At 42.6% G+C, this 23,714-nt stretch carries 23 protein-coding genes; 6 read left to right on the top strand and 17 right to left on the bottom strand.

The window, feature by feature from the left end:
- Window positions 1–419: 419 nt before the first annotated feature.
- On the top strand, window positions 420–884 hold the full coding sequence (locus ACYTPF_RS17435) for an RNA recognition motif domain-containing protein (RefSeq protein WP_179984549.1): 465 nt from the start codon (window positions 420–422) through the stop codon (window positions 882–884).
- A gap of 75 nt (window positions 885–959) precedes the next feature.
- Here the strand turns inward: ACYTPF_RS17435 and ACYTPF_RS17440 are convergent, their stop codons facing one another.
- Window positions 960–2,276 (bottom strand): DUF5610 domain-containing protein, encoded by a 1,317-nt coding sequence (locus ACYTPF_RS17440; protein ID WP_461853093.1) that lies wholly within the window; start codon window positions 2,274–2,276, stop codon window positions 960–962.
- 190 nt (window positions 2,277–2,466) lie between these two features.
- On the opposite strand from ACYTPF_RS17440, the gene trmA reads away from it, so the two are divergent.
- The gene (gene trmA / locus ACYTPF_RS17445; RefSeq protein ID WP_461853094.1) at window positions 2,467–3,564 is read left to right on the top strand and encodes a tRNA (uridine(54)-C5)-methyltransferase TrmA; all 1,098 of its coding nucleotides are present in this window, start codon (window positions 2,467–2,469) and stop codon (window positions 3,562–3,564) included.
- A 22-nt stretch (window positions 3,565–3,586) separates the two neighbouring features.
- On the opposite strand, the gene ACYTPF_RS17450 is transcribed toward trmA, so the two are convergent.
- Window positions 3,587–3,877 (bottom strand): DUF1330 domain-containing protein, encoded by a 291-nt coding sequence (locus ACYTPF_RS17450; protein ID WP_179984552.1) that lies wholly within the window; start codon window positions 3,875–3,877, stop codon window positions 3,587–3,589.
- A gap of 134 nt (window positions 3,878–4,011) precedes the next feature.
- A complete protein-coding gene (gene fabR, locus ACYTPF_RS17455) occupies window positions 4,012–4,605 on the bottom strand; it encodes an HTH-type transcriptional repressor FabR (RefSeq protein WP_461853095.1) in 594 nt (197 codons plus the stop codon).
- Between the two features lie 340 nt (window positions 4,606–4,945).
- On the opposite strand from fabR, the gene ACYTPF_RS17460 reads away from it, so the two are divergent.
- Together ACYTPF_RS17460 and sthA are read left to right on the top strand one after the other, a co-directional pair.
- On the top strand, window positions 4,946–6,073 hold the full coding sequence (locus ACYTPF_RS17460; RefSeq protein WP_179984554.1) for an acyl-CoA desaturase: 1,128 nt from the start codon (window positions 4,946–4,948) through the stop codon (window positions 6,071–6,073).
- Window positions 6,074–6,269: 196 nt separating this feature from the next.
- A complete protein-coding gene (sthA, locus tag ACYTPF_RS17465; protein ID WP_461853096.1) occupies window positions 6,270–7,691 on the top strand; it encodes a Si-specific NAD(P)(+) transhydrogenase in 1,422 nt (473 codons plus the stop codon).
- 54 nt (window positions 7,692–7,745) lie between these two features.
- Here sthA and ACYTPF_RS17470 read toward each other — a convergent pair whose 3' ends face one another.
- Window positions 7,746–8,051 carry a hypothetical protein gene (locus tag ACYTPF_RS17470; protein WP_025254039.1) on the bottom strand — a complete coding sequence of 102 codons (306 nt, stop codon included), beginning with the start codon at window positions 8,049–8,051 and terminating at the stop codon, window positions 7,746–7,748.
- Between the two features lie 114 nt (window positions 8,052–8,165).
- On the opposite strand from ACYTPF_RS17470, the gene ACYTPF_RS17475 reads away from it, so the two are divergent.
- On the top strand, window positions 8,166–8,744 hold the full coding sequence (locus ACYTPF_RS17475; protein WP_136783713.1) for a uracil-DNA glycosylase family protein: 579 nt from the start codon (window positions 8,166–8,168) through the stop codon (window positions 8,742–8,744).
- Here the strand turns inward: ACYTPF_RS17475 and ACYTPF_RS17480 are convergent.
- A complete protein-coding gene (locus ACYTPF_RS17480) occupies window positions 8,741–10,966 on the bottom strand; it encodes a bifunctional diguanylate cyclase/phosphodiesterase (RefSeq protein WP_461853097.1) in 2,226 nt (741 codons plus the stop codon). The genes ACYTPF_RS17475 and ACYTPF_RS17480 overlap by 4 nt on opposite strands.
- A gap of 142 nt (window positions 10,967–11,108) precedes the next feature.
- Between ACYTPF_RS17480 and ACYTPF_RS17485 the strand changes: the two genes are divergently transcribed.
- The gene (locus ACYTPF_RS17485; RefSeq protein ID WP_461853098.1) at window positions 11,109–12,014 is read left to right on the top strand and encodes a TIGR03899 family protein; all 906 of its coding nucleotides are present in this window, start codon (window positions 11,109–11,111) and stop codon (window positions 12,012–12,014) included.
- Here ACYTPF_RS17485 and ACYTPF_RS17490 read toward each other — a convergent pair.
- The 12 genes from ACYTPF_RS17490 to ACYTPF_RS17545 form a co-directional block, all read right to left on the bottom strand.
- Window positions 12,011–12,757, bottom strand: coding sequence for a phosphoadenylyl-sulfate reductase (locus ACYTPF_RS17490; RefSeq protein ID WP_461853099.1), 747 nt, complete (start codon window positions 12,755–12,757; stop codon window positions 12,011–12,013). The genes ACYTPF_RS17485 and ACYTPF_RS17490 overlap by 4 nt on opposite strands.
- On the bottom strand, window positions 12,747–14,468 hold the full coding sequence (cysI, locus tag ACYTPF_RS17495) for an assimilatory sulfite reductase (NADPH) hemoprotein subunit (protein ID WP_461853100.1): 1,722 nt from the start codon (window positions 14,466–14,468) through the stop codon (window positions 12,747–12,749). Before cysI ends, ACYTPF_RS17490 begins: the two co-directional genes overlap by 11 nt.
- Window positions 14,468–16,291 (bottom strand): assimilatory sulfite reductase (NADPH) flavoprotein subunit, encoded by a 1,824-nt coding sequence (locus ACYTPF_RS17500; RefSeq protein ID WP_461853101.1) that lies wholly within the window; start codon window positions 16,289–16,291, stop codon window positions 14,468–14,470. Before ACYTPF_RS17500 ends, cysI begins: the two co-directional genes overlap by 1 nt.
- A 199-nt stretch (window positions 16,292–16,490) precedes the next feature.
- Entirely contained in the window at window positions 16,491–17,246 is a 756-nt protein-coding gene (locus ACYTPF_RS17505) for a TIGR04219 family outer membrane beta-barrel protein (RefSeq protein ID WP_461853102.1), read from the bottom strand.
- A 3-nt stretch (window positions 17,247–17,249) separates the two neighbouring features.
- Window positions 17,250–18,242, bottom strand: a complete 993-nt coding sequence (locus tag ACYTPF_RS17510) for a DUF2333 family protein (RefSeq protein WP_461853103.1) — start codon at window positions 18,240–18,242, stop codon at window positions 17,250–17,252.
- Between the two features lie 156 nt (window positions 18,243–18,398).
- On the bottom strand, window positions 18,399–18,761 hold the full coding sequence (locus ACYTPF_RS17515) for a hypothetical protein (RefSeq protein WP_118492171.1): 363 nt from the start codon (window positions 18,759–18,761) through the stop codon (window positions 18,399–18,401).
- Window positions 18,761–18,961, bottom strand: coding sequence for a PspC domain-containing protein (locus ACYTPF_RS17520; protein ID WP_025254029.1), 201 nt, complete (start codon window positions 18,959–18,961; stop codon window positions 18,761–18,763). Before ACYTPF_RS17520 ends, ACYTPF_RS17515 begins: the two co-directional genes overlap by 1 nt.
- A 62-nt stretch (window positions 18,962–19,023) precedes the next feature.
- Complete coding sequence (gene pspA, locus ACYTPF_RS17525; protein WP_461853104.1) at window positions 19,024–19,692, bottom strand: phage shock protein PspA; 669 nt, start codon at window positions 19,690–19,692, stop codon at window positions 19,024–19,026.
- A gap of 343 nt (window positions 19,693–20,035) precedes the next feature.
- Complete coding sequence (locus tag ACYTPF_RS17530) at window positions 20,036–20,314, bottom strand: hypothetical protein (RefSeq protein ID WP_461853105.1); 279 nt, start codon at window positions 20,312–20,314, stop codon at window positions 20,036–20,038.
- Between the two features lie 192 nt (window positions 20,315–20,506).
- Window positions 20,507–21,523: a tRNA dihydrouridine(20/20a) synthase DusA gene (dusA, locus tag ACYTPF_RS17535; protein WP_461853106.1), complete on the bottom strand. Its 1,017-nt coding sequence runs from the start codon at window positions 21,521–21,523 to the stop codon at window positions 20,507–20,509.
- 126 nt (window positions 21,524–21,649) lie between these two features.
- Window positions 21,650–22,081, bottom strand: coding sequence for a hypothetical protein (locus ACYTPF_RS17540; RefSeq protein WP_232091239.1), 432 nt, complete (start codon window positions 22,079–22,081; stop codon window positions 21,650–21,652).
- Entirely contained in the window at window positions 22,081–23,655 is a 1,575-nt protein-coding gene (locus tag ACYTPF_RS17545; RefSeq protein WP_461853107.1) for an FAD/NAD(P)-binding protein, read from the bottom strand. The genes ACYTPF_RS17540 and ACYTPF_RS17545 overlap by 1 nt, the downstream gene beginning before the upstream one ends.
- Between the last annotated feature and the right edge of the window lie 59 nt (window positions 23,656–23,714).

Here is a 23,714-nt window from a genome sequence, read left to right on the forward strand (position 1 = left end):
TTTAAAGAACGTTGCGACTTCGTCGCAATTCACTAGAAGCCGTTGCTTCTTAGTGACTCACCCTGCTCGAGTGAGGTGCGCATTTTACATCGTTTATTTTCGATGTCAACCATGTTTTTAAACTTTTTATTTGTTTGAAAACTCGGTTTCGCACTTGTTGCTAAGTTGACTTTGTTTTTCTCGAAGCCCCCTCAGAACGTGGAGCGCATTATAGATACCTCTTGAGAAAGATCAACACTTAAATTGGTTTTTTTTGCTTTTTAAGGCGCTTTTGGTGTTAACCGCTCATTTCTGCATCATTTCCATAGGCTCAATGCATCTTTCGACTAGTTTTTTCACATTTTATTGTTCAAATTGTTACAAATGAGTAAACTATATACAGCCTCCAACACCATAATAAACAATAGAAAGGTAGGTATATGAAAGTAGGCTTTATTCAATGCGCTGTAATTAGCGCTATTTTTGCGATTGCAGGGTATTTGTTATTTTCTTCTGCTAGTTTAAACGTCCATGTTCCACTTACCGTATCTGCAGCTCTGCTGATAAGCGGTATCGTTACTCCTTGGCTAGCGTCTCTTATTCAAAGTCCATCTTCCTCAGATGCCAGAGCACACACCAATAACGGATCAGTCGAGACTCTATATGTGGGCAATTTACCCTATAGGGCAAACGAGAATGCAGTAAAGGAATACTTCAGTAGCTTTATTGAAGTGCAGTCGGTTCGTTTAATGAAGGATCGCAAAACTGGAAAAAGAAAAGGTTACGGTTTTATTGAGGTTGTCACAGACGACCTTAGCAGTGTTATTGATAAAACAAATGACTCAATCTTCCAGGAACGAACGTTGAAAGTTCGACCTGCAAAGGACAAAGTCGAACACGTGTAATTCTTATTCGTAGTTTTTAGTTATGTAAAAAAGCCCGGTAAGCTCTCGCTTCCGGGCTTTTTATTGTCATAAGCATTAGCTCTCGCTGGTTTCAGCAGATTGAGGAAGGCCATCTAATAAAGTTTGATTAAAAGATCGAAATCTATTTATGGCGGATATAAGGTCAGGAACCTGTACACCTTCCATTTCGTTAATAATGCCAGCTATTAACGCATTATAGTCTTCGTTACTTTCTAACTTACTTTCTGCGTTAGCAAAGGTATCCATCATTTTCTCTAGATATTGAGCGATTGGATTAACCACATTACCGAACTTCGCGTTGTCGCTTTTATCTTCGTTATAGTGCTGAATATTTTCGTATGTCTTTAGCACTTCTGTTTGTGTTGTTCTATTTAGTTGTAGTGCGTAACCAACCAACTCTTTATCATCAAAGCCTAAACTCAGTGCTTCTTCAAATGCCTTGTCGATATCACCACTATAGAAGGTGTCGGCTAGATCCTGTACTTGTCCAACTAAATCAGCTATCGAATTCAATTCCTCTTCATCAAGCTCTCCTTTTAATGAAAAGCTTATACCGCTTCTTTCATAATATTGATAAGACGTTTGTTGAGAATAGCTCGCCGAAAAACCATTTTCATTTTGTTCACCATTTCCGCCAGATAGATCTTGAGATGCCTGAGCTTGAAAATTGAATTGCTGAGAAGCCTGGAAAGATCTCAGGCTTTCAAAACTAAAGCTCACCTCATCACCATCTTTAGTACGAATTACCAAACTACCGCTTTTTTCGTCCGATGCAGCTAAAGCTTCTAAGGATGAAAGTTGAACAGCATTAGGCTGTTGGCGACCGAAGATATCGGTTTCTAGATCATTAATACCCGTATCAATAAGATCCCGGCTTTTCGTTATACCTTGCTCAATCTCTTCATTCATAAACCCAGCGAGATCTTTTTCAGCCATTGCGAAACCGCGGCTTACTCCTTCCCTTGCTTGGCTAAATAGCCCGGTCAGCTTTTCGTCGCTGGCACCTCCATCGGCTGCGCCGCGAATAACGCTGCCCACGAACTTAAGTACGTTTCGCGCTACTTTTTCAAAATCGAATAAACCGCTCGACTTTTCTTCAAGGTTTTTCTCTTTCGTTTCTTGTGGTTTTTGCCCATCTATTTCCAACGCTTGATTAATATTGCTACTTACCACGCGCAAGCCGATACTCGTCTGGCTACTTGAAACAGATACTGAAGCTGCTTGTTGCTTCGAGAACTCAGCGGCTTGCTGCAATCCGTCTTGCTGCAGCTGCTTTTTAAGCGCTTCATTCGGGTGAACCGTTGCCTTTTGATCCGCTTTCTGATCAACCTTTTGGTCTCCCATAAAAGCTTTAATTTGACCCACGTTCATAATTTGATCCTCACTGTCCTCATTCTTATTATCGGCAAAGAATCAATATTGTTTAATTTTAATACAGCATTTTTTTCTAAAAGCTATTTAAGCAATCATGCATACTAATAATGAAGAAGTCGGGAGCGCTTGTTGCAGTTATTTTTTAAGGGACTACAATTCGCGACCTTAATAATGAATGGAGAATTTTATGACCACCAATGAACAACAACGCTATCAAGATCAGTTGGACGAAAAAGTAAATCGTCTCACTGCGTTGCTTTCTCCATTCAATGCACCAGAGCTTTCTGTATTCCCGTCTCAGCCAACACACTATCGTATGCGTGCCGAGTTTAGAGTGTGGCATGAGGGCGATGACTTATTCCACATAATGTTTAATCAGGAAACGAAAGAAAAATATCGTGTAGATAGCTTTCCCCCTGCATGCAAAGCAATAAACGATGCGATGAGACTTTTGCTTGAAGAAGTAAGACCAAACGAAACTCTCAGAAAAAAGTTATTTCAAATCGATTACCTTTCTGCACTGTCTGGCGAACTTGTTATAAGTCTTTTATACCATCGTCAATTAGATGAAGAATGGCAAGTGGCTGCAAAAGAATTAAAAGCGACACTTGAGACTCACTTTCCCAAAGTAAACATCATTGGTCGCGCTAGAAAACAAAAACTCATTATCGACAACGATTTTGTGATTGAGCGTTTACCAGTAAACGGTAGAGAATTCGTTTTCAAGCATATAGAAAACAGTTTTACTCAGCCCAATGCTGAAGTGAACTGTAAAATGATTGAATGGGCCTTAGATTGTGTAAAGCCACTTTCAGGCGATTTACTGGAAATGTATTGCGGCGCCGGAAACTTTTCACTTCCGCTAGCACTTCACTTTGATAATGTGGTGGGTACCGAAATAGCTAAACCTTCGGTGCAGGCTGCACAATTTAATATTGAGCAGAATGAGCTGAGCAATGTAAAAATTGTTAGGTTAGCGGCTGAAGAATTCACACAGGCTATGAAGGGCGAGCGTACGTTTAGTCGCTTAGAAGGCATTGATTTAAGCACTTACAATTTCACCACTGTATTGGTCGACCCTCCAAGAGCTGGGTTAGATGAAGACTCGCTAAGAATGATCCAGGATTACGATAATATTGTGTATATCTCGTGTAACCCTGAGACTTTAGCGCAGAACCTTGAGCTTTTGAGTAAGACTCACAATATTTCGCAGTCTGCGCTTTTCGATCAGTTCCCGTTCACTCATCACATCGAGGCAGGTGTACTACTTACACGCAAAGTCTAGTTTGCGTGTAAGTCATTTTCTACTACTCCTTGCCTTCTACAAGAACGTGATGGCTTATTGAGCCGTCAGTTCTTAGTTTTAGTAGCGGAAGGTAATCTGGGTCAGACATAAAGTCGAGTGCGCTTTGTTTTGAAGGCCACTGTATAATAACGCGAATGGCGGGTTCTTCTCTCTCGCCCTCTAAAGTTTGATGATTTGCACTGTTCGCTAAATATTTTCCACCATGTTTTGACACGATATCCGCGGCGAGTTTTACATAGTGTGGGATCCACGCTTCATTGGTAGGTGTAACTTCTAAAACTGAATAATACATATCTTGCTCTCTTTCTTAAAATTAACTGGTTGAACCCAGCGTTATCGTATTAAGAGCTTAACAAGCTATATTCCATGTAATAAGAAGGCTTACACTAGAATCTGTTTCGTAAAATACTTGATAATACTTCCGTGCTACGCTTTCTGCGTAGCGCCTATTTGAACAAAGCGAAGTTGCGCTTTCACTCTCTCACCGATTTCACTTCTAAGCTTATCATCCGCTTCTAATGCTTCAGCTCCGGCACTGAATACCAGTCTTACCATGGCATCGGCTTGTAACTGGGCACAGGCGTATTCCACACCCTGCTGCTCGATAATGTAGTCAGTAAGTTCATCGATGAAATGTTGAATTTCTCTGAACACTGCTAGTCGGTAAGCAGACGACGTACCGGTATGCTCTCGCAGTAATAAACGAAATACGTTTGTGTTGGCCGCGATGAATTCCATAAAGGTTTCAACAGAGGTATGGATGACGCCCCCGCCTGAAGCTATGCGCCTTCTAGCCTGGCGCATAAGCTGACGAAGGGCCAAACCTGCTTCATCCACCAGCGTTAAACCCAACTCGTCCATATCTTTAAAGTGTCGATAAAACGACGTGGGGGCAATACCAGCTTCTCGGGCAACTTCGCGCAAACTTATTGCCGATAAACTGCGGTTTTCGTCTAGCAGTGAAAACGCAGCATGGATAATATTTTGGCGGGTTTTTAATTTCTGTTCTTGTCGGCTCACGTTCGCACCCTGTGTTCATTAACTTTTAATGGTCTGATGATTTTTTAACTTTAGAGTCTACTTTCAACGTCATCTGAATAACCATTAACGCAATCGAACCTCATACATCAAAGACTAGCACGCCTAGTTTATCGCAACACGCACTGATGGGGAAAGGGAAACAAAATCATCTCTTTTATAAACAAGGGTTAAGCATTAATTCTTACGTTTCACCAGCGTTTTAGCCACCCTCGGCTATAATTAAACTTTACACATGTAAGCAGAACTTATACGGGTTTTGCTTGCCTGAAGCCTCGTAAAAAGATAAATTAGCGAACAGTTGTAAGCCAAGTTGTATAAAATGAAAAAACCTCCTCTTATCCTAACGAATGTGCTGGTATTTATAATATCAGGCGCAATTGCATTTATAGGTGTGCCGCTTTGGGTGGCATATCAGGGTATCGATTGGGCAGAAATCGGTACCGCCATATTCCTATTCTATTTCACCGGTATGTCGATAACCGCTGGGTATCATCGCTTGTGGTCACATAAAACCTACGATGCCAACATTGTAGTTCGTGTCGTATTAGCGATTGGTGGGGCGATGGCCCTGCAAAACAGTATCTTGCACTGGTCGTCAGATCATCGCGTTCACCATCGCCATGTAGATGACAACGACAAAGACCCCTACTCTGCAAAGAAAGGGCTTTGGTTTGCGCACATCGGCTGGATGTTACGCGAGTATCAAGCCAAGCGTTACGATGATTACAGCAACTGTAAAGATCTACAAAAAGATAGCGTTGTAATGTGGCAGCACAAATACTACTTGCCTATCGTACTCGCTGCTAACTTTGGTATTACTGGTCTTTTGGGTTATCTGAACGGCGACGTCATGGGCATGATCTTAGTAGCCGGTGTGTTGCGCTTAGTGCTGGTTCACCACGTTACCTTCTTCATTAACTCACTTGCTCACTTCTGGGGTAGTCAGCCTTACACCGATAAGAATACGGCACGTGATAATGGCGTCTTAGCATTCTTTACTTTTGGTGAGGGTTATCACAACTATCACCATATTTTTGAGTACGACTACCGTAATGGCATTCGTTGGTATCAGTTTGATCCGACTAAATGGCTGATCAAAGGGCTGTCTTATGTAGGTTTAACGTCGAACCTTCGCAAGGTGCCTGAAGAACGCATCGAAAAGGCTCTGGCGGCCATGCAGCTTCAAAGAGCAAGTGAAAAAGTATCGTTACTACCGAATGCGGAAGAAATGATGCACACTATTCAAGAAGAGTACGACCTGCTAATGCAGCGGATGAGTGAGTACTACGCAACGAAAAAGCGCGTTATGCGCGTTAAGAAGCGTACATTAAAACGCAGCATTGAAGGATTAGAGCTTGCTTACAAATATAAAGAGATGAAGCACGCCTTTGCAGTGCAGAAAGAGAAATGGGTCCAGCTGCAAAGCCTGTCACTACAAATGGCGTAGAATTACGTATTCTTTTAGCTAATTGGATTAAAACGAAAACCACATAAGTATCTGCTTATGTGGTTTTTTTTATTCTATAGTTGGAATTACAAAGTAAGTAAGGTAGTTATACTAAAACCAGAATCACTTATTTTGTATTGCGGCTCACTATTTTGATATGCCGCGTAATACAAAGATAACAATATGGGAAAGGAAGATGGCAACGAAGCAAAAAACTAAAGCTCCGTCGTATCATTACGACGCGATAGTTATAGGCACTGGCCCTGGTGGAGAAGGTGTTGCAATGCAGCTTGCCAAGGCCGGTAAAAAAGTGGCTGTGGTAGAGCGATACGAAGCAGTTGGTGGCGGCTGTACCCACTGGGGAACCATTCCATCTAAAGCGCTTCGTCACTCTGTCAGTCGTCTTATTGAATACAATACGTCTCCCCTGTTTGCCGACAACCACTTAAGTAAGAGCCTTACATTTTCAGACATCATGCGCCATGCTAGTGGCGTAGTGCAAAGCCAAACTCGCCTGCGCTCTTCTTTTTATGATAGGAACCGCGTTACCCTGTTTCATGGCGAAGCCAGCTTTGTCGATGCTCACACCTTGGAAATAACCCGAGAAGATGGCTCGAAGGACACGGTCACAGCAGCACAAATAGCAATAGCTACAGGTTCGCGCCCCTATTGCCCGAAAGATATCGATTTTAATCACCCTCGTATTTATAACTCTGACACCATCTTATCTTTAGATCACGATCCAAAGTCCATCATAATTTATGGTGCAGGTGTAATTGGGTCGGAATATGCCAGTATCTTTAGAGGCTTGGGAGTAAAAGTCGATCTGGTTAATATGCGAGACCGTTTGTTGTCATTCTTAGATGACGAAATCTCTGATGCGCTAAGTTACCACTTATGGAACAACGGCGTACTTATTCGACACAATGAAACCTACTCCTCTGTGGAAGCGACAGATGATTCAGTGATTTTGAACCTAGAGTCAGGCAAGCGCATGCGGGCCGATTGCTTATTGTTTGCTAATGGCCGTACGGGCAACACCGATACCCTGAAACTTGAGAATATTGGTTTAAAAGCTGATGTTAGAGGCCAACTTAAAGTTAATGAAAGTTATCAAACTGACGTAGACAATGTATTTGCGGTTGGCGATGTGATTGGTTACCCAAGTTTGGCATCGGCAGCCTATAATCAAGGTCGATTTGCCGCTGAGGCGATGCTCGGCATAAATACACATTCAGCGTTAGTAGAAGATATTCCTTCAGGTATCTATACCATCCCGGAAATTAGTTCGGTAGGTAAGACAGAACAAGAACTTACCGCAGCCAAAGTACCTTATGAGGTGGGAAGAGCCCAGTTCAAACATTTGGCTAGAGCGCAGATTGCATCAACGCAAACGGGTAGCCTTAAAATTCTATTTCACCGGGAAACGAAAGAAATACTGGGTATTCACTGCTTTGGTGAACGTGCCTCTGAGATTGTTCATATCGGCCAAGCCATCATGCAGCAAAAAGGTGAAGGCAACACCATAGACTACTTCGTTAACACCACATTTAACTATCCGACCATGGCGGAAGCGTATCGTGTTGCTGCCATCAACGGGCTAAATAGGATTTTTTAACAGATACAAAAAAGCCGGCGAAATTGTCGCCGGCTTATATGCGTTAACTAATGATTAGTTACGGTTCGCAGCAAGCGCATTAAGCGAGTCTTTATGTGCTACGATGTCGATGTGCATATTTTCTTGATCGAATGTCATTGTTGCAATAGCGTAGTCACCCTGACTTTCGCTTGCAATGTCGATCAGCTTTGCTTGTGCATCACGGAAACGAATGTTATTGCCGATTTGATCCGACATACATTGGTTATTCATTTCGAATGTTTTCGCATCCATGCAATCGAAAAGCTGGTTCTCACCAGATTCCGCATGCGCAATACCAAAGGCTGCTGATAGAGCTAATGTTAGTACTACTTTACGCATGTTTCTTCTCCTGTGCTACAGTCTACTACTGTCACTATTAAACATACTGTATATACATTAGATAGTCAAATTGAGATCATACAATTGTGACAAAAGTATTACAAAGAGAAATAATTGGAGAAAATATTGAAAGGGCACAATGTACTGGTGGCCAAAGCAAAAAGTTGCACGTTGTGTGCACCTCATTTACCTCACAAACCTAACCCTATTTTTAACACTTCACCATCCACAAAAATTCTTATTATTGGGCAAGCACCAGGGCTTAAAGCGCACGAAAGAAGCATTGCGTTTAATGATCCCAGCGGGGATCGCTTGCGTGAATGGCTGTGCGTATCTAAAGAAACTTTTTATAATTCTCGCTTGATCTCGGTGCTACCTATGGGCTTTTGCTTTCCAGGATACAAAAACGGCGCTGATGCCCCTCCTAGAAAAGAATGTGCACCTACATGGCACAATGAGTTTCTCACCTACCTAAAGCCTAAAGTCACGCTTTACGTAGGTCGATACTCACAGCAGTATTATTTACCCCAGTACAAGACTTTGACTGAAGCAGTAGGCGCGCCGACTAATACACACTTTGTTTTACCTCACCCGTCTGGGAGGAATAACAGGTGGCTTGCTAAAAATCCATGGTTTGAGCAGACTATACTTCCCAAACTGCAGCGCGTTATTTCAGCAGCCTTATCTGATTAATCGTGCGCCTCAAGAAACGTTAGAAGTGCATCAAAAGGCATGGGCTTGGCATATAAATAACCTTGCGCCTCATCACAACCAAGTTTAATCATGTAGCTTGCTTGCTCTCTTTTTTCCACACCTTCGGCGATGGTGAGTAAACCCAACTTGTTTCCTAACGTTACTATGGTTTCGGCAAGCACTGCACTAGCACCCGGTTTGATGTCTTTAACGAACGAACGATCGACTTTCAAACGATCTAATGGCAATTGCTGCAGGTAGCTCATGGAAGAAAAGCCTGTACCAAAATCATCGATAGCAATTTGGACACCAAACTCTTTCAACGTGCGCAAAGCATCTATCACTATTTGCGGCTCGTCCATTACCACACTTTCGGTTATTTCAAGCTCTAAGAGACTGGGGTCACAATTGGCTTTAGAAAGTGCTTGTTTAACTTTTTCGACAAATAATCTATCGCGAAACTGGGGAATAGATATATTTACAGCAACCCTAAGATGCCCATACCCCTTTTCTCTCAGCTCTTGCAACCGGCGACATGATTCTTCGAGTACCCATTCACCAATATCAACGATAAGACCAGAGTATTCAGCAAGTGGCACAAAAACAGCTGGAGAGATATAGCCTCCCTCTCCATCTGGCCAGCGAAGCAGGCCTTCCATACCCACTACTTTTTCATTGAGCAAGTCTACTTGGGGCTGGAACCATAGTTCTAGCTTTCTCGCCGCAAAGTCGCTTCTTAATTGACGGATCATATCCAAACGCCATGTGGTTTGATCCTCAATATCTTTAGCGTAATACTCGAAGTTGTCTGTCAGGTTTTTCTTAGCGCGATTTAACGCAATATTGGTACGCTTTAAAATCTCAATGCCAATATGGCGCTTATTCTCTAGCTTGCAAAACCCGACGGTAACATTCACAGGTAGTGTGTGATCACCAACTTTAAACGATGATTGGAAAAGTGCGTTTATAGCTTCTGGACAGACAAGTTCATCCGGGCCGATAAGTCCAAAAACATCAGCACCGATTCGTCCCTTTTTGACTTGGCCATCGAAAGACGTCTGAAAACGAGCGCTGATTGCGCGCAGTAACTCGTTACCAACTTCTTGCCCTAGCCCATCATTAACATCGGAAAAATGATTAACATCGATAAGCGCAACACTAAAATTTTCTCCACCAAACAAGTGAGGCTTGTCTAGCATATTAATGAACTCATTGCGGTTTGGTAATCGGGTTAACCAATCCCTGAACGCTGCATTCCTTAATTCGTGGAAGAGGTTGACGTTTTCGTAGCCTACAGAAATGCTAGATAAGAATACTTCTAAAAGGTTTTTGTCTAATTCACTGATTTCGTGAGTTTGCCTAACATACACAGCGGCTTCGAAACCAGCGCGACTTATATAAAGTACAGAACAACTCGCCTCAAATATGTGCTTCTTAAGGCGTAAGCAACGGCTTATATTTTCTTCAATTTCAATGTTGTTAACGTCTACAACCGGGTGATTGATAAATTTTGCATATTCACCTGCTGCACCAAGGACATATACTTGTTCGTCGTCTTGGTCTAAAAGGGAACCGGCTCGGGCACATAACAGCCCTTCAGAATCGAGACCTATAAGAGAACTAATTTGTGTGACAACTCCTTCGCAGAACTCTTTGACCGAGTGCTCTTCAAACAAATTAGCCGACGAGGTAATTATCTTTTCTAAACCAGCGCGACTTTGGCTTATGGTGATAATTTGCTGGTATGAGCGCAGCGAAGAAATAATGGTCGTAAGTAGCTTGGAGCGCGTAAGTTCAGTTTTCGTTTTGTAGTCATTAATATCGTAAACTTTAATAACTTGCTCTTCAGGAGCATAACCTGGCTGCCCTGTACGCAAAATGATACGAGGCTCGTACAGTTTCATGTCTTCACGAATATATTTAACGACATCAAAGCCTGCATCGTCGGTTTCCATAACAACATCAAGCAAAATGATAGCGATACTGTTACCGAATTCATGAAGTTTTTCTTTGGCTTGCTTCGCAGAATAAGCGTGGATGAAGTTTAACTTGCGATCGTTTACGATGAGATCAGATAGCGCCAGACGCGTTACCGTATGAATTTCTTCATCATCATCGACGATAAGAATGTTCCAGTCTTTGCCTAATAACACCGGCTCTGTAACTGAATCATCATCATCTAAAAAAATTAACTCGTCGTTATCGTAATCCATTGCCGACATTACCGCTCATTTCCCCGATACATACAAAACAAGAATGCACGACTTACTGTATTAAGGAGACAATCGCATTGATAAATGGGTTACGCAATGCAATAGTGCTCTCATGTTACATGCTAATTTACATTCAATAATTTAAATCAATATGAAGATTACACCTCAGCACTTGCCCCCTGAGATTAAAAAAGCTCAGAACACGGAAGTCAGTAGCGCCAAAGCGCCTAGTGACCAACCCGCTGCTGAGAAAGTGGCGAGCTCTATCAAAGCGGATGTAAGCCGCCAACGCATGTTGTCATGGTTTGCTAGAGTGGGTATTAGCCCTTCCATGATGTCTCCTGATCCTAAAAAGCAAAAACATGCGCTAGAACGAAGGAAACAAATTCTTGAAACTCAAAAAGCGAGTAATCTTCAGTCTGTTTTAAATATAGCACTAAATGTTTCAATCAACGAACAAACTAGCGATAATCTTGATGCAGATTGGTTTTTTGCTTTTAGTACCATGGCTGAGGAAATTTACAGCCAACCGATGCAAGAATTGTGGGGCAAGATTTTTGCCGTTGAGGTCGCTCACCCCGGTAGTTTTTCACTTCGCACTCTGCAGTTGCTCAAAACGCTCACACACAGAGATGCTAAAGTATTTAATAAAGCGGTTAACGTAGCGAGCCGAAAAAGTAGTGATACTGTACCGCGCATATTAGTGGGATATCATAAGCGTAAAGGCTTGCTCTCGTTTCTTCGAAAACCCATTCCAGAACAATTAAACCTAGCCTCTGTTGGACTTAGTTACCCAGACCTATTGTCGCTGCAGGAAATGAAATTAATCTATGCCAGTGAAATCGAGAGTGGAGAATATGTAGAGGGGCAACGGGTCACATGGCGATGTGTTAATGAGAATATAACGCTTACGTGTAAAACTTCAGGCGTTGCGTTGGTGTATTACAAATTTACTTCTGTAGGAAGTGAGCTTTACAAACTGGTGACTAAATCTTCTAACGAAAAGTATTTGCAAGAATTGAAAAAAGTATTGGGCGAGGTATTCAACATAAGTTAAATACCGTCACCAAATTCGTGTAATCCACATTCGCGCTTTAACCCGAAGAAGCGGGTATCCTGCTCACTCATACCTTCTTGCAACGACTGCGTTGTATGCCAATCGCCAATTGAAACGTAACCTTGCTCCCAAAGCGGATGGTAAGACAAGTCGTTATCTTTAAGGTAGTAGTGGAGGTCTTTGTTGCTCCAATCGATAATTGGATATAGCTTAAACTGCTGCCCTACTTTTTGTAATACAGGTAGTTTGCCACGCGTATCAGATTGGCTTCTGCGCAAACCGGCAAACCAAGTGCCTGCTTTTAGTTCTCCCAACGCACGCTGCATTGGCTCAACTTTGTTCATCTTGTTGTATTTTTCAATACCTTCGATGCCTTGCTCCCAAAGCCTACCGAAGCGCGCTTCTTGCCACGCAGATGACATTTTTGCGCTGTAAACGTGCAAGTTTAAATTAAGCTTCTCAACCAGCTCATCGATAAATTTGTACGTTTCTGGAAACAAATACCCGGTATCAGTAAGCACAACCGGGATATTCGGCTGTGCTTGAGTAAGCATATGCAGCATAACTGCCGACTGCGCTCCGAAACTCGAAGACACAATATGAGTATCGGGCAAGTTATCCAGCGCCCAAGCAACTCGCTCTTGCGCTGTCATTTTCTCCAACATATCGTTGATATCAGCAAGATCTTCCTTGCTGATATCAAGCGTAAGTGGTTGCTGCTTTTCTGCTGTATTATTCGTCATAGAAATCCCGTGCGGAGTCTACTACTGGTTTTACAATACCAGCGCGAACAACATAATCACCAAAGGCCTCGCCACTCTCACGCTCTTTAGCCCATTGACCAAGTAGCGTATCTAGCTCTGCCATGATTTCTTGTTCGCTAATGTTTTCACGATACATACGAGGGATACGCGTACCTTCTCGGTTGCCCCCTAGGTGCAAGTTGTACTTGCCTGGACCTTTACCTACCAAGCCAACTTCAGACAACATCGCGCGACCACAGCCATTTGGGCAGCCTGTTACGCGGAAGATAACACTGTCTTCTTCCAGACCGTGTTTGGCAAGTAAACCTTCTAGCTCGGTAACAGCGTCTGGCAGGTAACGTTCAGCTTCCGCCATCGCTAGCGGACAAGTTGGCAGTGCAACACAGGCCATTGAATCTAGACGCTGATTAGAAACACTTGGCGCAATAAGGCCATGCTCACGAGCCAAGGCTTCTACTTTGTCTTTGTCCTGGGGTGGAACACCAGCAATAATCAGGTTCTGGTTTGCGGTTAAACGGAAATCACCTTTGTGTATTTTGGCAATTTCTGCGCAACCTGTTTTTAGTGTTTTACCTGGGTAATCCAAAATACGACCATTTTCGATAAACACAGTCAGGTGGTATTTGCCGTCAATACCTTCAACCCAGCCAAAGCGGTCACCACGGTCGGTGAACTCGTAAGGGCGGCTTTCCTGGAAAGTTACCCCTGCGCGCTTTTCAACTTCAGCTTTGAAATTGTCTACCCCTACACGCTCTAGGGTATATTTGGTCTTCGCATTTTTACGATTAACACGATTACCCCAATCACGCTGCGTAGTAACAACCGCAGCGGCAACGTCTAGCGTGTTTTCCAGCGGTATAAAACCAAAGTCAGAGGCTTTACGCGGGTACGTGCTCTTGTCGCCGTGAGTCATTGCAAGTCCACCACCAACAAGTACGTTAAAGCCAACTAGCTGCCCATTTTCTGCAATCGCAACAAAGTTAAGATCGTTCGCGTGAACATCTACGTCGTTTTGCGGAGGAATAACCACGGTAGTTTTAAACTTACGTGGCAGATAGTTATCACCTAAAATAGGTTCAACAGGCTTTTCAGTAGTCTCAACTTTTTCACCGTCCAACCAAATTTCTGCATATGCGCGAGTTTTAGGAAGTAAGTGTTCACTTATCTTTTTAGCCCACTCAAACGCCTGAAGGTGAAGCTCGGATTCAACTGGGTTAGAGGTACATAGTACGTTTCTGTTTACATCACCCGCCGTTGCAATAGAGTCAATGCCAGCTTTGTTAAGCATTTGGTGCATAGACTTAATCTTAGGCTTTAATACACCGTGAAACTGGAAAGTTTGACGAGTAGTTAAGCGAATACTGCCATACATAGTGTGGTCAGCTGCAAACTTATCGATAGCTAACCATTGGTCAGGCGTGATCACGCCACCCGGTAAACGCGCGCGCAGCATCACATTATGAAGCGGCTCAAGTTTTTGCTTTGCACGTTCTGCTCGAATGTCACGGTCGTCTTGCTGGTACATACCGTGGAAGCGAATAAGCTGGAAGTTATCAGCTGTGAAACCACCGGTAAGATCATCTTTAAGATCGGTAGTGATGGTACCGCGCAAATTATTACTCTCGCGCTTTAGACGCTCGTTGTCAGCCAGTTTGCCCTCAACGATAAATGGTGATTTTTCGTTACTCATTAATAGACATCCTTCTGATAACGTTTCGCTTTTCGTAACTCTACAATATAGGCTTTTGCATCGGCTTCAGATTTCCCACCGTGCTCTTGCACAATATTGATTAAGGCGTTTTCTACATCTTTCGCCATGTGCATTGCATCACCACACACATAAAAGTGTGCGCCCTGCTCTAGCCATTCGTACACTTCTTTACCGTTTTCTAATAAGCGGTGCTGAACATATACTTTTTCCTCTTGGTCACGAGAGAATGCAAGCGTAATTTTATCTAGCAGACCTTCTTTAACGTAACCTTGCCACTCTACCTGGTATAGGAAATCCTGCGTAAAATTAGGATTGCCGAAGAACAACCAGTTTTTGCCTTCAGCGCCTTGAACGTCACGCTCCTGCATGAAGGATCTAAATGGCGCAATACCCGTGCCTGGACCGACCATGATAACAGGTGTATTCGGATCTTCCGGTAAACGGAAGTTATCGTTGTTTTCAACGAAAACTTCTACCTCACCATTTTCTTCCAAATACTCACACAAGAAGCCAGACGCCCCACCTTGATGACGATGCCCAAACGCTTCGTAGTCAACGTGAGCTACCGTCAAGTGCACTTCGTCTTCTACGTCAGCTTGGGCTGATGCAATAGAGTACAAACGTGGTGTTAATGGGCGCAATGCATCTACAAGCTGCTGTTCAGATAGTTTACCTGGGTGATCGCGCACAATATCAATGATTTGGCGTTCGGCCATATAAGTACGCAGCTGCGCTTTATCTTCCATCAAGGTTGCTAATGATTCAGAACCTGTTGCAGCCTGATATGACTTAATAAAATTAGGGTAACTTAAGGTTAATTCAAGTTTAGACGTTAAGGCTTCAGTTAACGACATTGACGCATCGCCTACAGACACTTCAGCATTGCCATCTAGTGACAAAATACTAATAAGTTCTGATACCAAAGAAGCTGCGTTCTTAAACCAAACACCTAGCGCATCACCTGGCTTGTAGGTAATTCCGCTATCTTCAAGGCTTATTTCAATGTGACGGATATCTTTAACTGAATCGCGACCAGTAATCTTCTGCGCATCAATTAACGTTGCCTTGAACGGTGCCTTTTTAGTGTATGTCTGCGCTGCTACGCCTTGCACTGCTGCCCCGGTTTGCGCCGCTACCGCAGCTTGTGGTGCCGCACTAAAATCCTCTTTTAACGATTCAATCAGCTTGTTAAGCCATGCTTCAGCTTCAGCTTCATAATCAACATCACAATCCAGACGCTCAACGATAGGCTTGCCACCAAGTTTGCCTAAACGCTCGTCAAAGTCTTTACCTGTTTGGCAGAAAAACTCATAACTGCTATCGCCTAAACCCAACACCGCGTATTTGGTACTTGCCAGCTTAGGTGCTTTCTTACCCGCTAAGAATTCGTGCAATTCTATGGCGTCATCTGGCGCATCGCCCTCACCGTGGGTACTTACAAATACCGCCACGTGAGTTTCAGCCTTTAAGTTGCGTGGCTTGTAGTCAGCCATGCTAACAAGCTTGCTGTTAAAGCCTGCTTCCTCTGCTTTGGCTTGACACTGCGCAGCTACACCCTTCGCATTACCCGTTTGTGAGCCATACAGAATAGTTAGCGTTGGTGCGTCACCCGCTACGGCAGGCGCGCTTTGTAACGCAGGGGCAACCGAACCGCCTTGCGCAGCCGCCATGCCTGCAGCATAGCCACTTACCCAAGTAAGTTGATCACGATTTAAGCCTGCAATGGCCTGCGTAATTGCATTCCACTGCTGTTCGTTTAATACCGCGCCTGGCGCTGAGTTCGAATTAGAATCTTGTGACATAGTCTTTTAGCCTTTTATCAATGCCGCTAAGGCTAACGGCTTTCTACAAGAAGAGAAAAGAATAAATGAAACTTTTTTATTACTGAAAGTGCTAATGACTGTGAGAATAGGTAATAACGCGCCTAAACATTCCCGTCGGAAATTAAAAAAGGCGTGAACTGCACAAGCAGCCACGCCTTTAAAAACATATAGTTAATGCTTAAAAATGAAGTTCTAAGCCTGCGAATACACCGTCAAATTCCATGTCAGCGTAAACATCATCAAGATCTTCAATATCAACCGTTACGTTTCTGTAACCAACTTGAAGGGTCATATCGACTGCTAAGCTTTCGATGAATGAATATTGTACCGCAGCTTGATAATCACTTAGCTCGTGATCGTCAAACGATAAATAACTACCCTCAAAATATGCAGATAGCCCTGTGAAAGGAAGACCCAACTGAACTTTTGAATACGCCATTGGCACAATACCAGAAAATTCAGCTGAGCCGCTGGTGTCACTATCTGTATCGACCACTAACAAAGCACCATCGATGTATTTTGCGTTTACACCAAGGTCAAAGCTAACCAAATCGTTATCAAACAACTCGTAGTACAAGATAAAATCAGTTGCATCAAGCTCTACGTCGGTATTGATCGTGGTGCTTTGCGCAAAAAGCTCACCATCAAAGGTAAAGGTTGAATCCAGTGTTGTCGACCCCGAATTATCTAACGTAGTGTGATTTACCTTCACATTCGGCAAAAAAGGTACTGGATGTTCAAAGGCAATATATAACGCCGTATTGGTTTCATCGTCAAAGTTGAAATCAGCAGTGTTGTTGCTATCTGCAAAACCGCCTTGCGTGTCGGTTTGCCAAACTTGAGCTCCAACGTAAACGCCTGCGATAGTGTCTGCTTGAGATGAAACTGAAAATAATGCGCATCCCAATGCGGCAGCTATAAGACCTTTTTTCATTAATTATCCTTGATTAAGAAGTTCTGATATTTCAATTAAAGCAGCGTTTGCGCGAGAAATATAGTTAGCCATAACTAAAGAGTGATTAGCTAACATACCAAAGCCACTGCCATTTAAAATCATCGGACTGTAAACAGACTGTTGTGTTGCTTCCAGTTCGCGAATGATTTGCTGAAGACTAACTAATGCATTCTTATCTTCAAGCACATCGTTGAACTCTATTTCTACAGCTTTAAGAAAGTGTAGAAGAGCCCATGTTGCGCCACGCGCTTCATAAAAATTGTCATCTAACTTCCACCAGCTTGTCTGTACAACGCGTTGATTGGTGCTAGGTGTAGATTGCTTCGCGTTAGCGTCACCAGCTAAATCTGTATTAACTCTAGCAGATCCTACGCTGGCGCTTAATCTTTGTGAATAGCTACCCAACCGTTTTTCAACCTGCTTCAACCATTCTCGCAGGTTATCTGCTCGGGTATAAAACTGACTGTCTGAATTACGTGTGTTTGCCAACTCGTCTCGGTACTTTTTAAGAAGTTCGATACCTTCAGCATAGCTAGATTCAGATGAAGGTAATGCCCAGCTTTTATGGTCCATATTGAATTTAGGGTGGGCTTTTGTCAGGTATGGGTTTTCAATTGACTGAGATTGAGAACGGCTGAAATCCTTACGCATAGAAAGTGCTAGGTCTCGCACCATCTCTAATGCTCCAAACTCCCAAGCAGGCATATTATCTAAAAAGACACCGGGTGGGATAACATCATTTGAAAGATAGCCACCAGGCTTATCTAGCAAAGTTTCTGACACATCAATCATAGTGGTAGTTAGTGTGTAACCCGCTATATTTGTAGGGTTCTCAACGGGTGAGTTTTGTTCCAAACGCTTTCTGACATCAAATGTATCTGGAGATAAACTCCAATACCAACCGATTAACCAGAAAAGTAAAAAGATTACCACAGCGACAATCGCTATTCGTTTTGAGTTAATAGATTGTCTCATATAAACACCAACCTTCCTTTTAAATAACAAATAGCCGACGATGGTCAGCTATTTGAAACAACTAATATTATGTGAAAAATGCGAAACCTTTATGACGGTTTTCGATATAACACCACCTTTTACTACGTTAACACAATATAAAATTAATTATGTTAATTATAAAGTATGATGCATGTTTGTATCATTTTGCTGCTTATAGGCAGCAGAGTTACGATTTTTCAGCACATATAGTGCGATACCGATTAATATAATTGGCCAGAAAGCACTAACGCCCAAAACAAGTAGCGCTAGGAAACCAGCGCCAAGCGCTAGAAGAATTGTTCCCATAACACTTATTGCGACAACAAAGCCAACAACGGCAAGGGCAACCCCAATTAACGATAGCACAGCCACGTTTTCCCAGGGGCTAAGCAGTTCGTCAGACATGACAAGGTGCATACCTAGCCAGCTATCTACAAGGCTACCCAAGCAATTAACCAGTACAATGGCAATAACCAGTGCAATTAGAAAGTTTTTCATTACACTAATCTCGGTAGTAGGATAACAGCAGCCACGTAAGCTACAAGCGTGATGGGGGTTGCGATAAATAGACCCGCTACCGCTGCCGCTCTTACCCATACTGCATCGATATCAAAATAACGTGCAACACCTGCACACACACCTGAAATAATGCCAGAATCAAGGTCTCTATAAATTCGCTTCTGTGATGGTACTTTCATCATCTTCTCCAAAAATGTTTCTTTCGATATCTACAATATAAGTTGGCGGCACTTAAGGTTGCTTAGGCGACCTTTTTTTTCTTAAGCTCTGCCAGCTCCTTTTCAATCGCTTCGTCCGCTTCCATTGCATCGAACTCAGCTTGTAATGATGTTGCTTCGCTCGACTTCGTTAAGTCATAAGCATCCACTTGCGCTTCAAGATGGTCAATGCGCTGTTCGTAGCTTTCAAAACGCATCATTGCATCGTCAATTTTTCCTTCGTGATCAGCTTGCTTCACTTTCAAGCGTGTTTGCGCTGAATTTTTGCGTTGAACTAAGGTTTTTTGCTTAGCTTTGGCTTCTGCCAATTTACTGTTCAGTCTTGCAGTATCGCTTTGAATCTTTTCGATGCTTTCAGCTAGTTGTGCTTCTTGCTCTTTAAGAGAGTCAAGTTTCGAAACATACTTCTGCTTCTCTATAAGTGCCGCTTTTGCCAAAGACTCTTTGTCATTGTTCATTGCGATCTGCGCTTTATGCTGCCAACTATCAACTTGTTTGTTTGCTGCTTCCACATGACGCGCTAGCGTTTTTTGCTGAGCAATAAAGCGCGCCGCGTCGGTGCGAACTTCAACCAGGGTTTCTTCCATTTCTTGAATAATCAAACGAATGATTTTTTCTGGATCTTCAGCTTTATCTAACATCGCGTTGATGTTTGCTTGGACAATATCGTTAATGCGTGAAAACATACCCATGATTCTTTCTCCGTTAAAAGTAGTGTTGTGGCTTCCAGCATTTATCCTCTTGTACACACTGCTAGTTGCCGCTGACTGAGTTCTCCTCAACACTTTTAGTATTACAATGACTATGCCATTTATTTATATTATTGATATATATAGACTTTATTAAAATTAAGCTTAAAACTGCTTTCTAACTTTAAGTTTAGATACGATAAATTAGTGTATTTAACCAACGCTATTGTTAAATTGACCACTTCCGGTTTAACGGCATTTACATTGTGCCCTCATAAACTTACTTCATTGCTAAACACGCACAAAAAAAGCGCCCGTGGGCGCTTTTATCGATGCTCTTTAAAAGTTAATCAGCGTCTTTATCTGGGTTGTCCGCTTCTGTTACAGCTAAGTCGGTAACACTTACTTTACCGTTTCCACGAACCTCTTGAGGGCTCAATTCAAAATGGTAGGTGGCGTTGGCCACTGCTTGGTACACATCAGACTTTATTTCTTGTGTAGTTGTAGTTACTGCATTTGAAACTACATGTGTCAAAAACGTTTGAAGCACTGACTCTTCTGCATTTGCTACACCGCTTGCCATGCTTGCTGTCAGTAAAGTTGCTGCAATTAATGAAGTTTTCATGTTATCCCTCTAAATTTAGTCAGTGCAACAACACGTTGTTGTCGCGATACTTAGAGGATTGCGAGAGGTGTGCCAACTCCTTAAAAACGACTTAAGTGGCTGATTTATATAAATTTAAAGAAAAGCCCGCAAAAATACGGGCCTTTGTGACAACTGAACAAATATTAAACTTTGGTCAAAAGCACTAAGTTATTAGCCTTTTTGACTATTGTACTCAGCAACTTCTTTTTGAGCGCTCTCTACGGCATCTAAAGCATTTAGAAGTAAATTAGGATCTGGATTCTTACCTGTACCATTTTGGCTCAAGTATCTTCGCCAAATTCGTCCACCCGCTTGCCCTTGATAAAGACCCAGAATGTGGCGAGCCGCATGCCAAGGTTTAAAATACGGGTCCTCTTGGCGCTCAATGTACTGCTGCATTTGAAGTACTATTTCACGACGTGACAAACTCTGTGCATTAGTATCACCAAATATGTCTTTATCAACGGTAGACATAATATAGGGGTTTGCGTAAACCTCGCGGCCAACCATAACACCGTCAACGCTCTCTAACTGTTGCTGGGTTTCAGCGAGTGTTTTAACACCACCGTTAATGCTAATTGATAATTCAGGGCGCGCCTGTTTTAGTCTGTGAACCCTAGGGTAATTTAAAGGCGGAATTTCTCGATTTTCTTTTGGGCTTAAACCTTGTAGCCATGCTTTTCTTGCATGAACAATAAAGGTGTCACAACCTGCGTCTGCCACTATATCGATAAAACGAGCAAAGTCTTCATCTTCGTCCATCTCATCAATACCAATACGGCATTTCACAGTTACGGGAATATCTACCACAGCCTGCATAGCCTTAACGCAGCTAGCTACCACTTCAGGTTGCGCCATCAAACAGGCCCCAAAGCTGCCATTTTTAACCCTATCGCTGGGGCAGCCTACGTTTATGTTGACTTCATCGTAGCCGCGCTCTTGTGATAACTCAGCACACTTAGCCATGTCGGCGGGATCGCTGCCGCCTAGTTGAACAGCGATTGGATGTTCTTCTTGGTTATAGCCAAGGTAATCGCCTTTACCGTAAATAATCGCGCCTGTAGTGACCATTTCAGTGTAAAGCAGCGTGTGCTTAGACATTAATCGTAAAAAGTAGCGACAATGCCTGTCTGTCCAATCCAGCATTGGAGCGACAGAGAATCTTCGGTTAAAGGGGGTGATTAGCACTGCGTTACCTTTTCTTATCTGTAAAACGTGGTCAAAAATGCGCCATAAAATTAGGCGATGCGCATTCTACCTAGCTATGTGCCAAAACAAAAGCGGGCAAGATTATAAACATGACTTTGGCCCGATTTATTTATCACGAAGCTCAGAGTTAGAAAAAATATTGTAGTAATAAGTTGCTGACCAAGTCAGCATCATAAAGCCAACAAGGGAGATTGAATCAATAAATATTGCTAGTTCACTGTGCGGTGTATGGGTCAAACTTCCTAAAGTCGTAAAACTACTGGCCGCAATATGAACGTAATCATCTATGGATAAACTCACATCACCTTTGAAACCATTTATACCCCATACTTCATAGGCAAAATACGTCATCAAGGTATACCAGGCAATTTCGACAAGGTGAATGAGAAATAGGCACACTACTACCGATACACTCATCATAAAATGTGAAGAAAAGCGTTTTGAAAACTGGGTGATTGTTCTTAATCCCCAGTAGTGAAATATAATTATTTCTATGGCGCTGAAAAGCATAAAGAGAACGCACGCAAAGAGTAACATTATTCACCTACAGCTTCTTCGTATGAATCAGTTTGGACACAATGATGAGCAATTTGCTTTCCAAAATCTGCGCATGTTCCTAAACCAGGGATATTAATATACCAAGGTGTCACGAAAGCAGATCCCACATAAAGTTGAGTAGACTTGCCATTTATCAGTAACTCGTGATTTTCAGCGACCGACCACTCGGCACCGTTTGTATACGCCCCTCTTTCGTAGCTTTTTCCGCTAAAGGTTAATAAGTCCTTAAGCTTTGCTAGTTTGTCCTCACATTCGATTATACCTTTAGCGTTAATTTTGATGCCGTCTGCATTACTACCTTCTTCTAACTTTGCATCTTCAGCCTGCTCGAAAGTAAGCAGTTTACTGTCATACAATGCAATGATCCGATTTGCGCTTTCTAGTGGAATTGAAGCGAAACTCGCTGAGAGCTGCGACTTTATATCTTGATGCTGAGTAAGAAAATCCTTAAGTAACAGGGGCGATTGCTGAATGTAATCTATACCAGCAGCAATAACAGCGGGCCAATCTGACTGACGACTTGCATCAGCTAAAGAAAGCAATTCTGCTTTGAGCTTCAAAATAGGATGACTTTGTCCATTACGCTGGTTGAGAAAAGTAAGGCTTTCAGCGAAAGACATGTTTTTAATCTGATGATAGATTTTCGGCATACTTTGCTTAAAAAGAGGCAATAACTTGTGGCGAAAGAAACTCTCAACATTACTAACATCAATTGCACAGTCTGCATTTAATCTTTTTTTGTAGTCAGTAACAGCATCACTGTTATACCAAACTTTCGGAAACACTCCCGAACGTGAACGCATTACTATTTGGAAATCGTGTTTACTTCGGTATTCAATCCCATTCGCACTGTCGTAGAACTGCCCTTTAGTTCTCGCAATAGATAAAGCGGCGTCGATTGCCGTCAATGACATCCCGTCAATGGTAAATTTGCTGGCATCTTCGTGTGTATATTGCTTTGGGGGATAAGCCCAAAGCGCATCATCAAGTTTGTCTTTGGCACATAGATCGCCGCCCATGTTGACCACGACACGATCAAAACCTGAACACCGTTCTTTGCTCGTATCAACGGTAAAACGATGGTTCTCTAAGGCAATGGATTTGACCTCAGTATGAAGCTTTACGGTAACGTCTAAACCTTTTTGTTTTAGGCTCTGAATCGCTCGATTAAAGCAAAAACCTAAATACTCTCCTAAGACTGCTCTTGGAATAACCTTGTTTGCTGCCTCCTCAGGATAGTCCGCGCACGAAAGAAAAGTCTTTAGGGTCGTTGGAACCAGGTCTTCACCATATATTTCATGGAGCCAAGCGGAAAAAGAGACGTTAAGCTTTGGGATTTCATTCTCTTTTAAATTAGAAAGTAAATTGGGGCTAGCATTCTCATTTCTAAATGGGGTTCCTTTGCCGGGCTCGGCATGTTTTTCAAAAATAACTATAGTCTGCGGAAAAACGTTTTTCTCCAATAACTCACAAAGAAAATAAAGCGTCGTTGGCCCTGCGCCAATTATGGCTATATTTTTTTGTACACAATCTTGGTGAAAACTATTTTCCATGACGATCATCCCTTTTCCCTTTATTGCTTTTATTTAATCTAAGGTAAATTAGATCATTC

This window comes from Alteromonas sp. HB246098, from assembly GCF_054890645.1.

What these genes read in the sequence shown, in the direction of transcription:
- ACYTPF_RS17435 (WP_179984549.1), top strand. Translation starts at nt 420, where the DNA reads ATGAAAGTAGGCTTTATTCAATGCGCTGTAATTAGCGCTATTTTTGCG.
- ACYTPF_RS17440 (WP_461853093.1), bottom strand. Translation starts at nt 2,276, where the DNA reads ATGAACGTGGGTCAAATTAAAGCTTTTATGGGAGACCAAAAGGTTGAT.
- trmA (WP_461853094.1), top strand. Translation starts at nt 2,467, where the DNA reads ATGACCACCAATGAACAACAACGCTATCAAGATCAGTTGGACGAAAAA.
- ACYTPF_RS17450 (WP_179984552.1), bottom strand. Translation starts at nt 3,877, where the DNA reads ATGTATTATTCAGTTTTAGAAGTTACACCTACCAATGAAGCGTGGATC.
- ACYTPF_RS17460 (WP_179984554.1), top strand. Translation starts at nt 4,946, where the DNA reads ATGAAAAAACCTCCTCTTATCCTAACGAATGTGCTGGTATTTATAATA.
- sthA (WP_461853096.1), top strand. Translation starts at nt 6,270, where the DNA reads ATGGCAACGAAGCAAAAAACTAAAGCTCCGTCGTATCATTACGACGCG.
- ACYTPF_RS17470 (WP_025254039.1), bottom strand. Translation starts at nt 8,051, where the DNA reads ATGCGTAAAGTAGTACTAACATTAGCTCTATCAGCAGCCTTTGGTATT.
- ACYTPF_RS17480 (WP_461853097.1), bottom strand. Translation starts at nt 10,966, where the DNA reads ATGTCGGCAATGGATTACGATAACGACGAGTTAATTTTTTTAGATGAT.
- ACYTPF_RS17485 (WP_461853098.1), top strand. Translation starts at nt 11,109, where the DNA reads ATGAAGATTACACCTCAGCACTTGCCCCCTGAGATTAAAAAAGCTCAG.
- ACYTPF_RS17490 (WP_461853099.1), bottom strand. Translation starts at nt 12,757, where the DNA reads ATGACGAATAATACAGCAGAAAAGCAGCAACCACTTACGCTTGATATC.
- cysI (WP_461853100.1), bottom strand. Translation starts at nt 14,468, where the DNA reads ATGAGTAACGAAAAATCACCATTTATCGTTGAGGGCAAACTGGCTGAC.
- ACYTPF_RS17500 (WP_461853101.1), bottom strand. Translation starts at nt 16,291, where the DNA reads ATGTCACAAGATTCTAATTCGAACTCAGCGCCAGGCGCGGTATTAAAC.
- ACYTPF_RS17505 (WP_461853102.1), bottom strand. Translation starts at nt 17,246, where the DNA reads ATGAAAAAAGGTCTTATAGCTGCCGCATTGGGATGCGCATTATTTTCA.
- ACYTPF_RS17510 (WP_461853103.1), bottom strand. Translation starts at nt 18,242, where the DNA reads ATGAGACAATCTATTAACTCAAAACGAATAGCGATTGTCGCTGTGGTA.
- ACYTPF_RS17515 (WP_118492171.1), bottom strand. Translation starts at nt 18,761, where the DNA reads ATGAAAAACTTTCTAATTGCACTGGTTATTGCCATTGTACTGGTTAAT.
- ACYTPF_RS17520 (WP_025254029.1), bottom strand. Translation starts at nt 18,961, where the DNA reads ATGAAAGTACCATCACAGAAGCGAATTTATAGAGACCTTGATTCTGGC.
- pspA (WP_461853104.1), bottom strand. Translation starts at nt 19,692, where the DNA reads ATGGGTATGTTTTCACGCATTAACGATATTGTCCAAGCAAACATCAAC.
- ACYTPF_RS17530 (WP_461853105.1), bottom strand. Translation starts at nt 20,314, where the DNA reads ATGAAAACTTCATTAATTGCAGCAACTTTACTGACAGCAAGCATGGCA.
- ACYTPF_RS17540 (WP_232091239.1), bottom strand. Translation starts at nt 22,081, where the DNA reads ATGTTACTCTTTGCGTGCGTTCTCTTTATGCTTTTCAGCGCCATAGAA.
- ACYTPF_RS17545 (WP_461853107.1), bottom strand. Translation starts at nt 23,655, where the DNA reads ATGGAAAATAGTTTTCACCAAGATTGTGTACAAAAAAATATAGCCATA.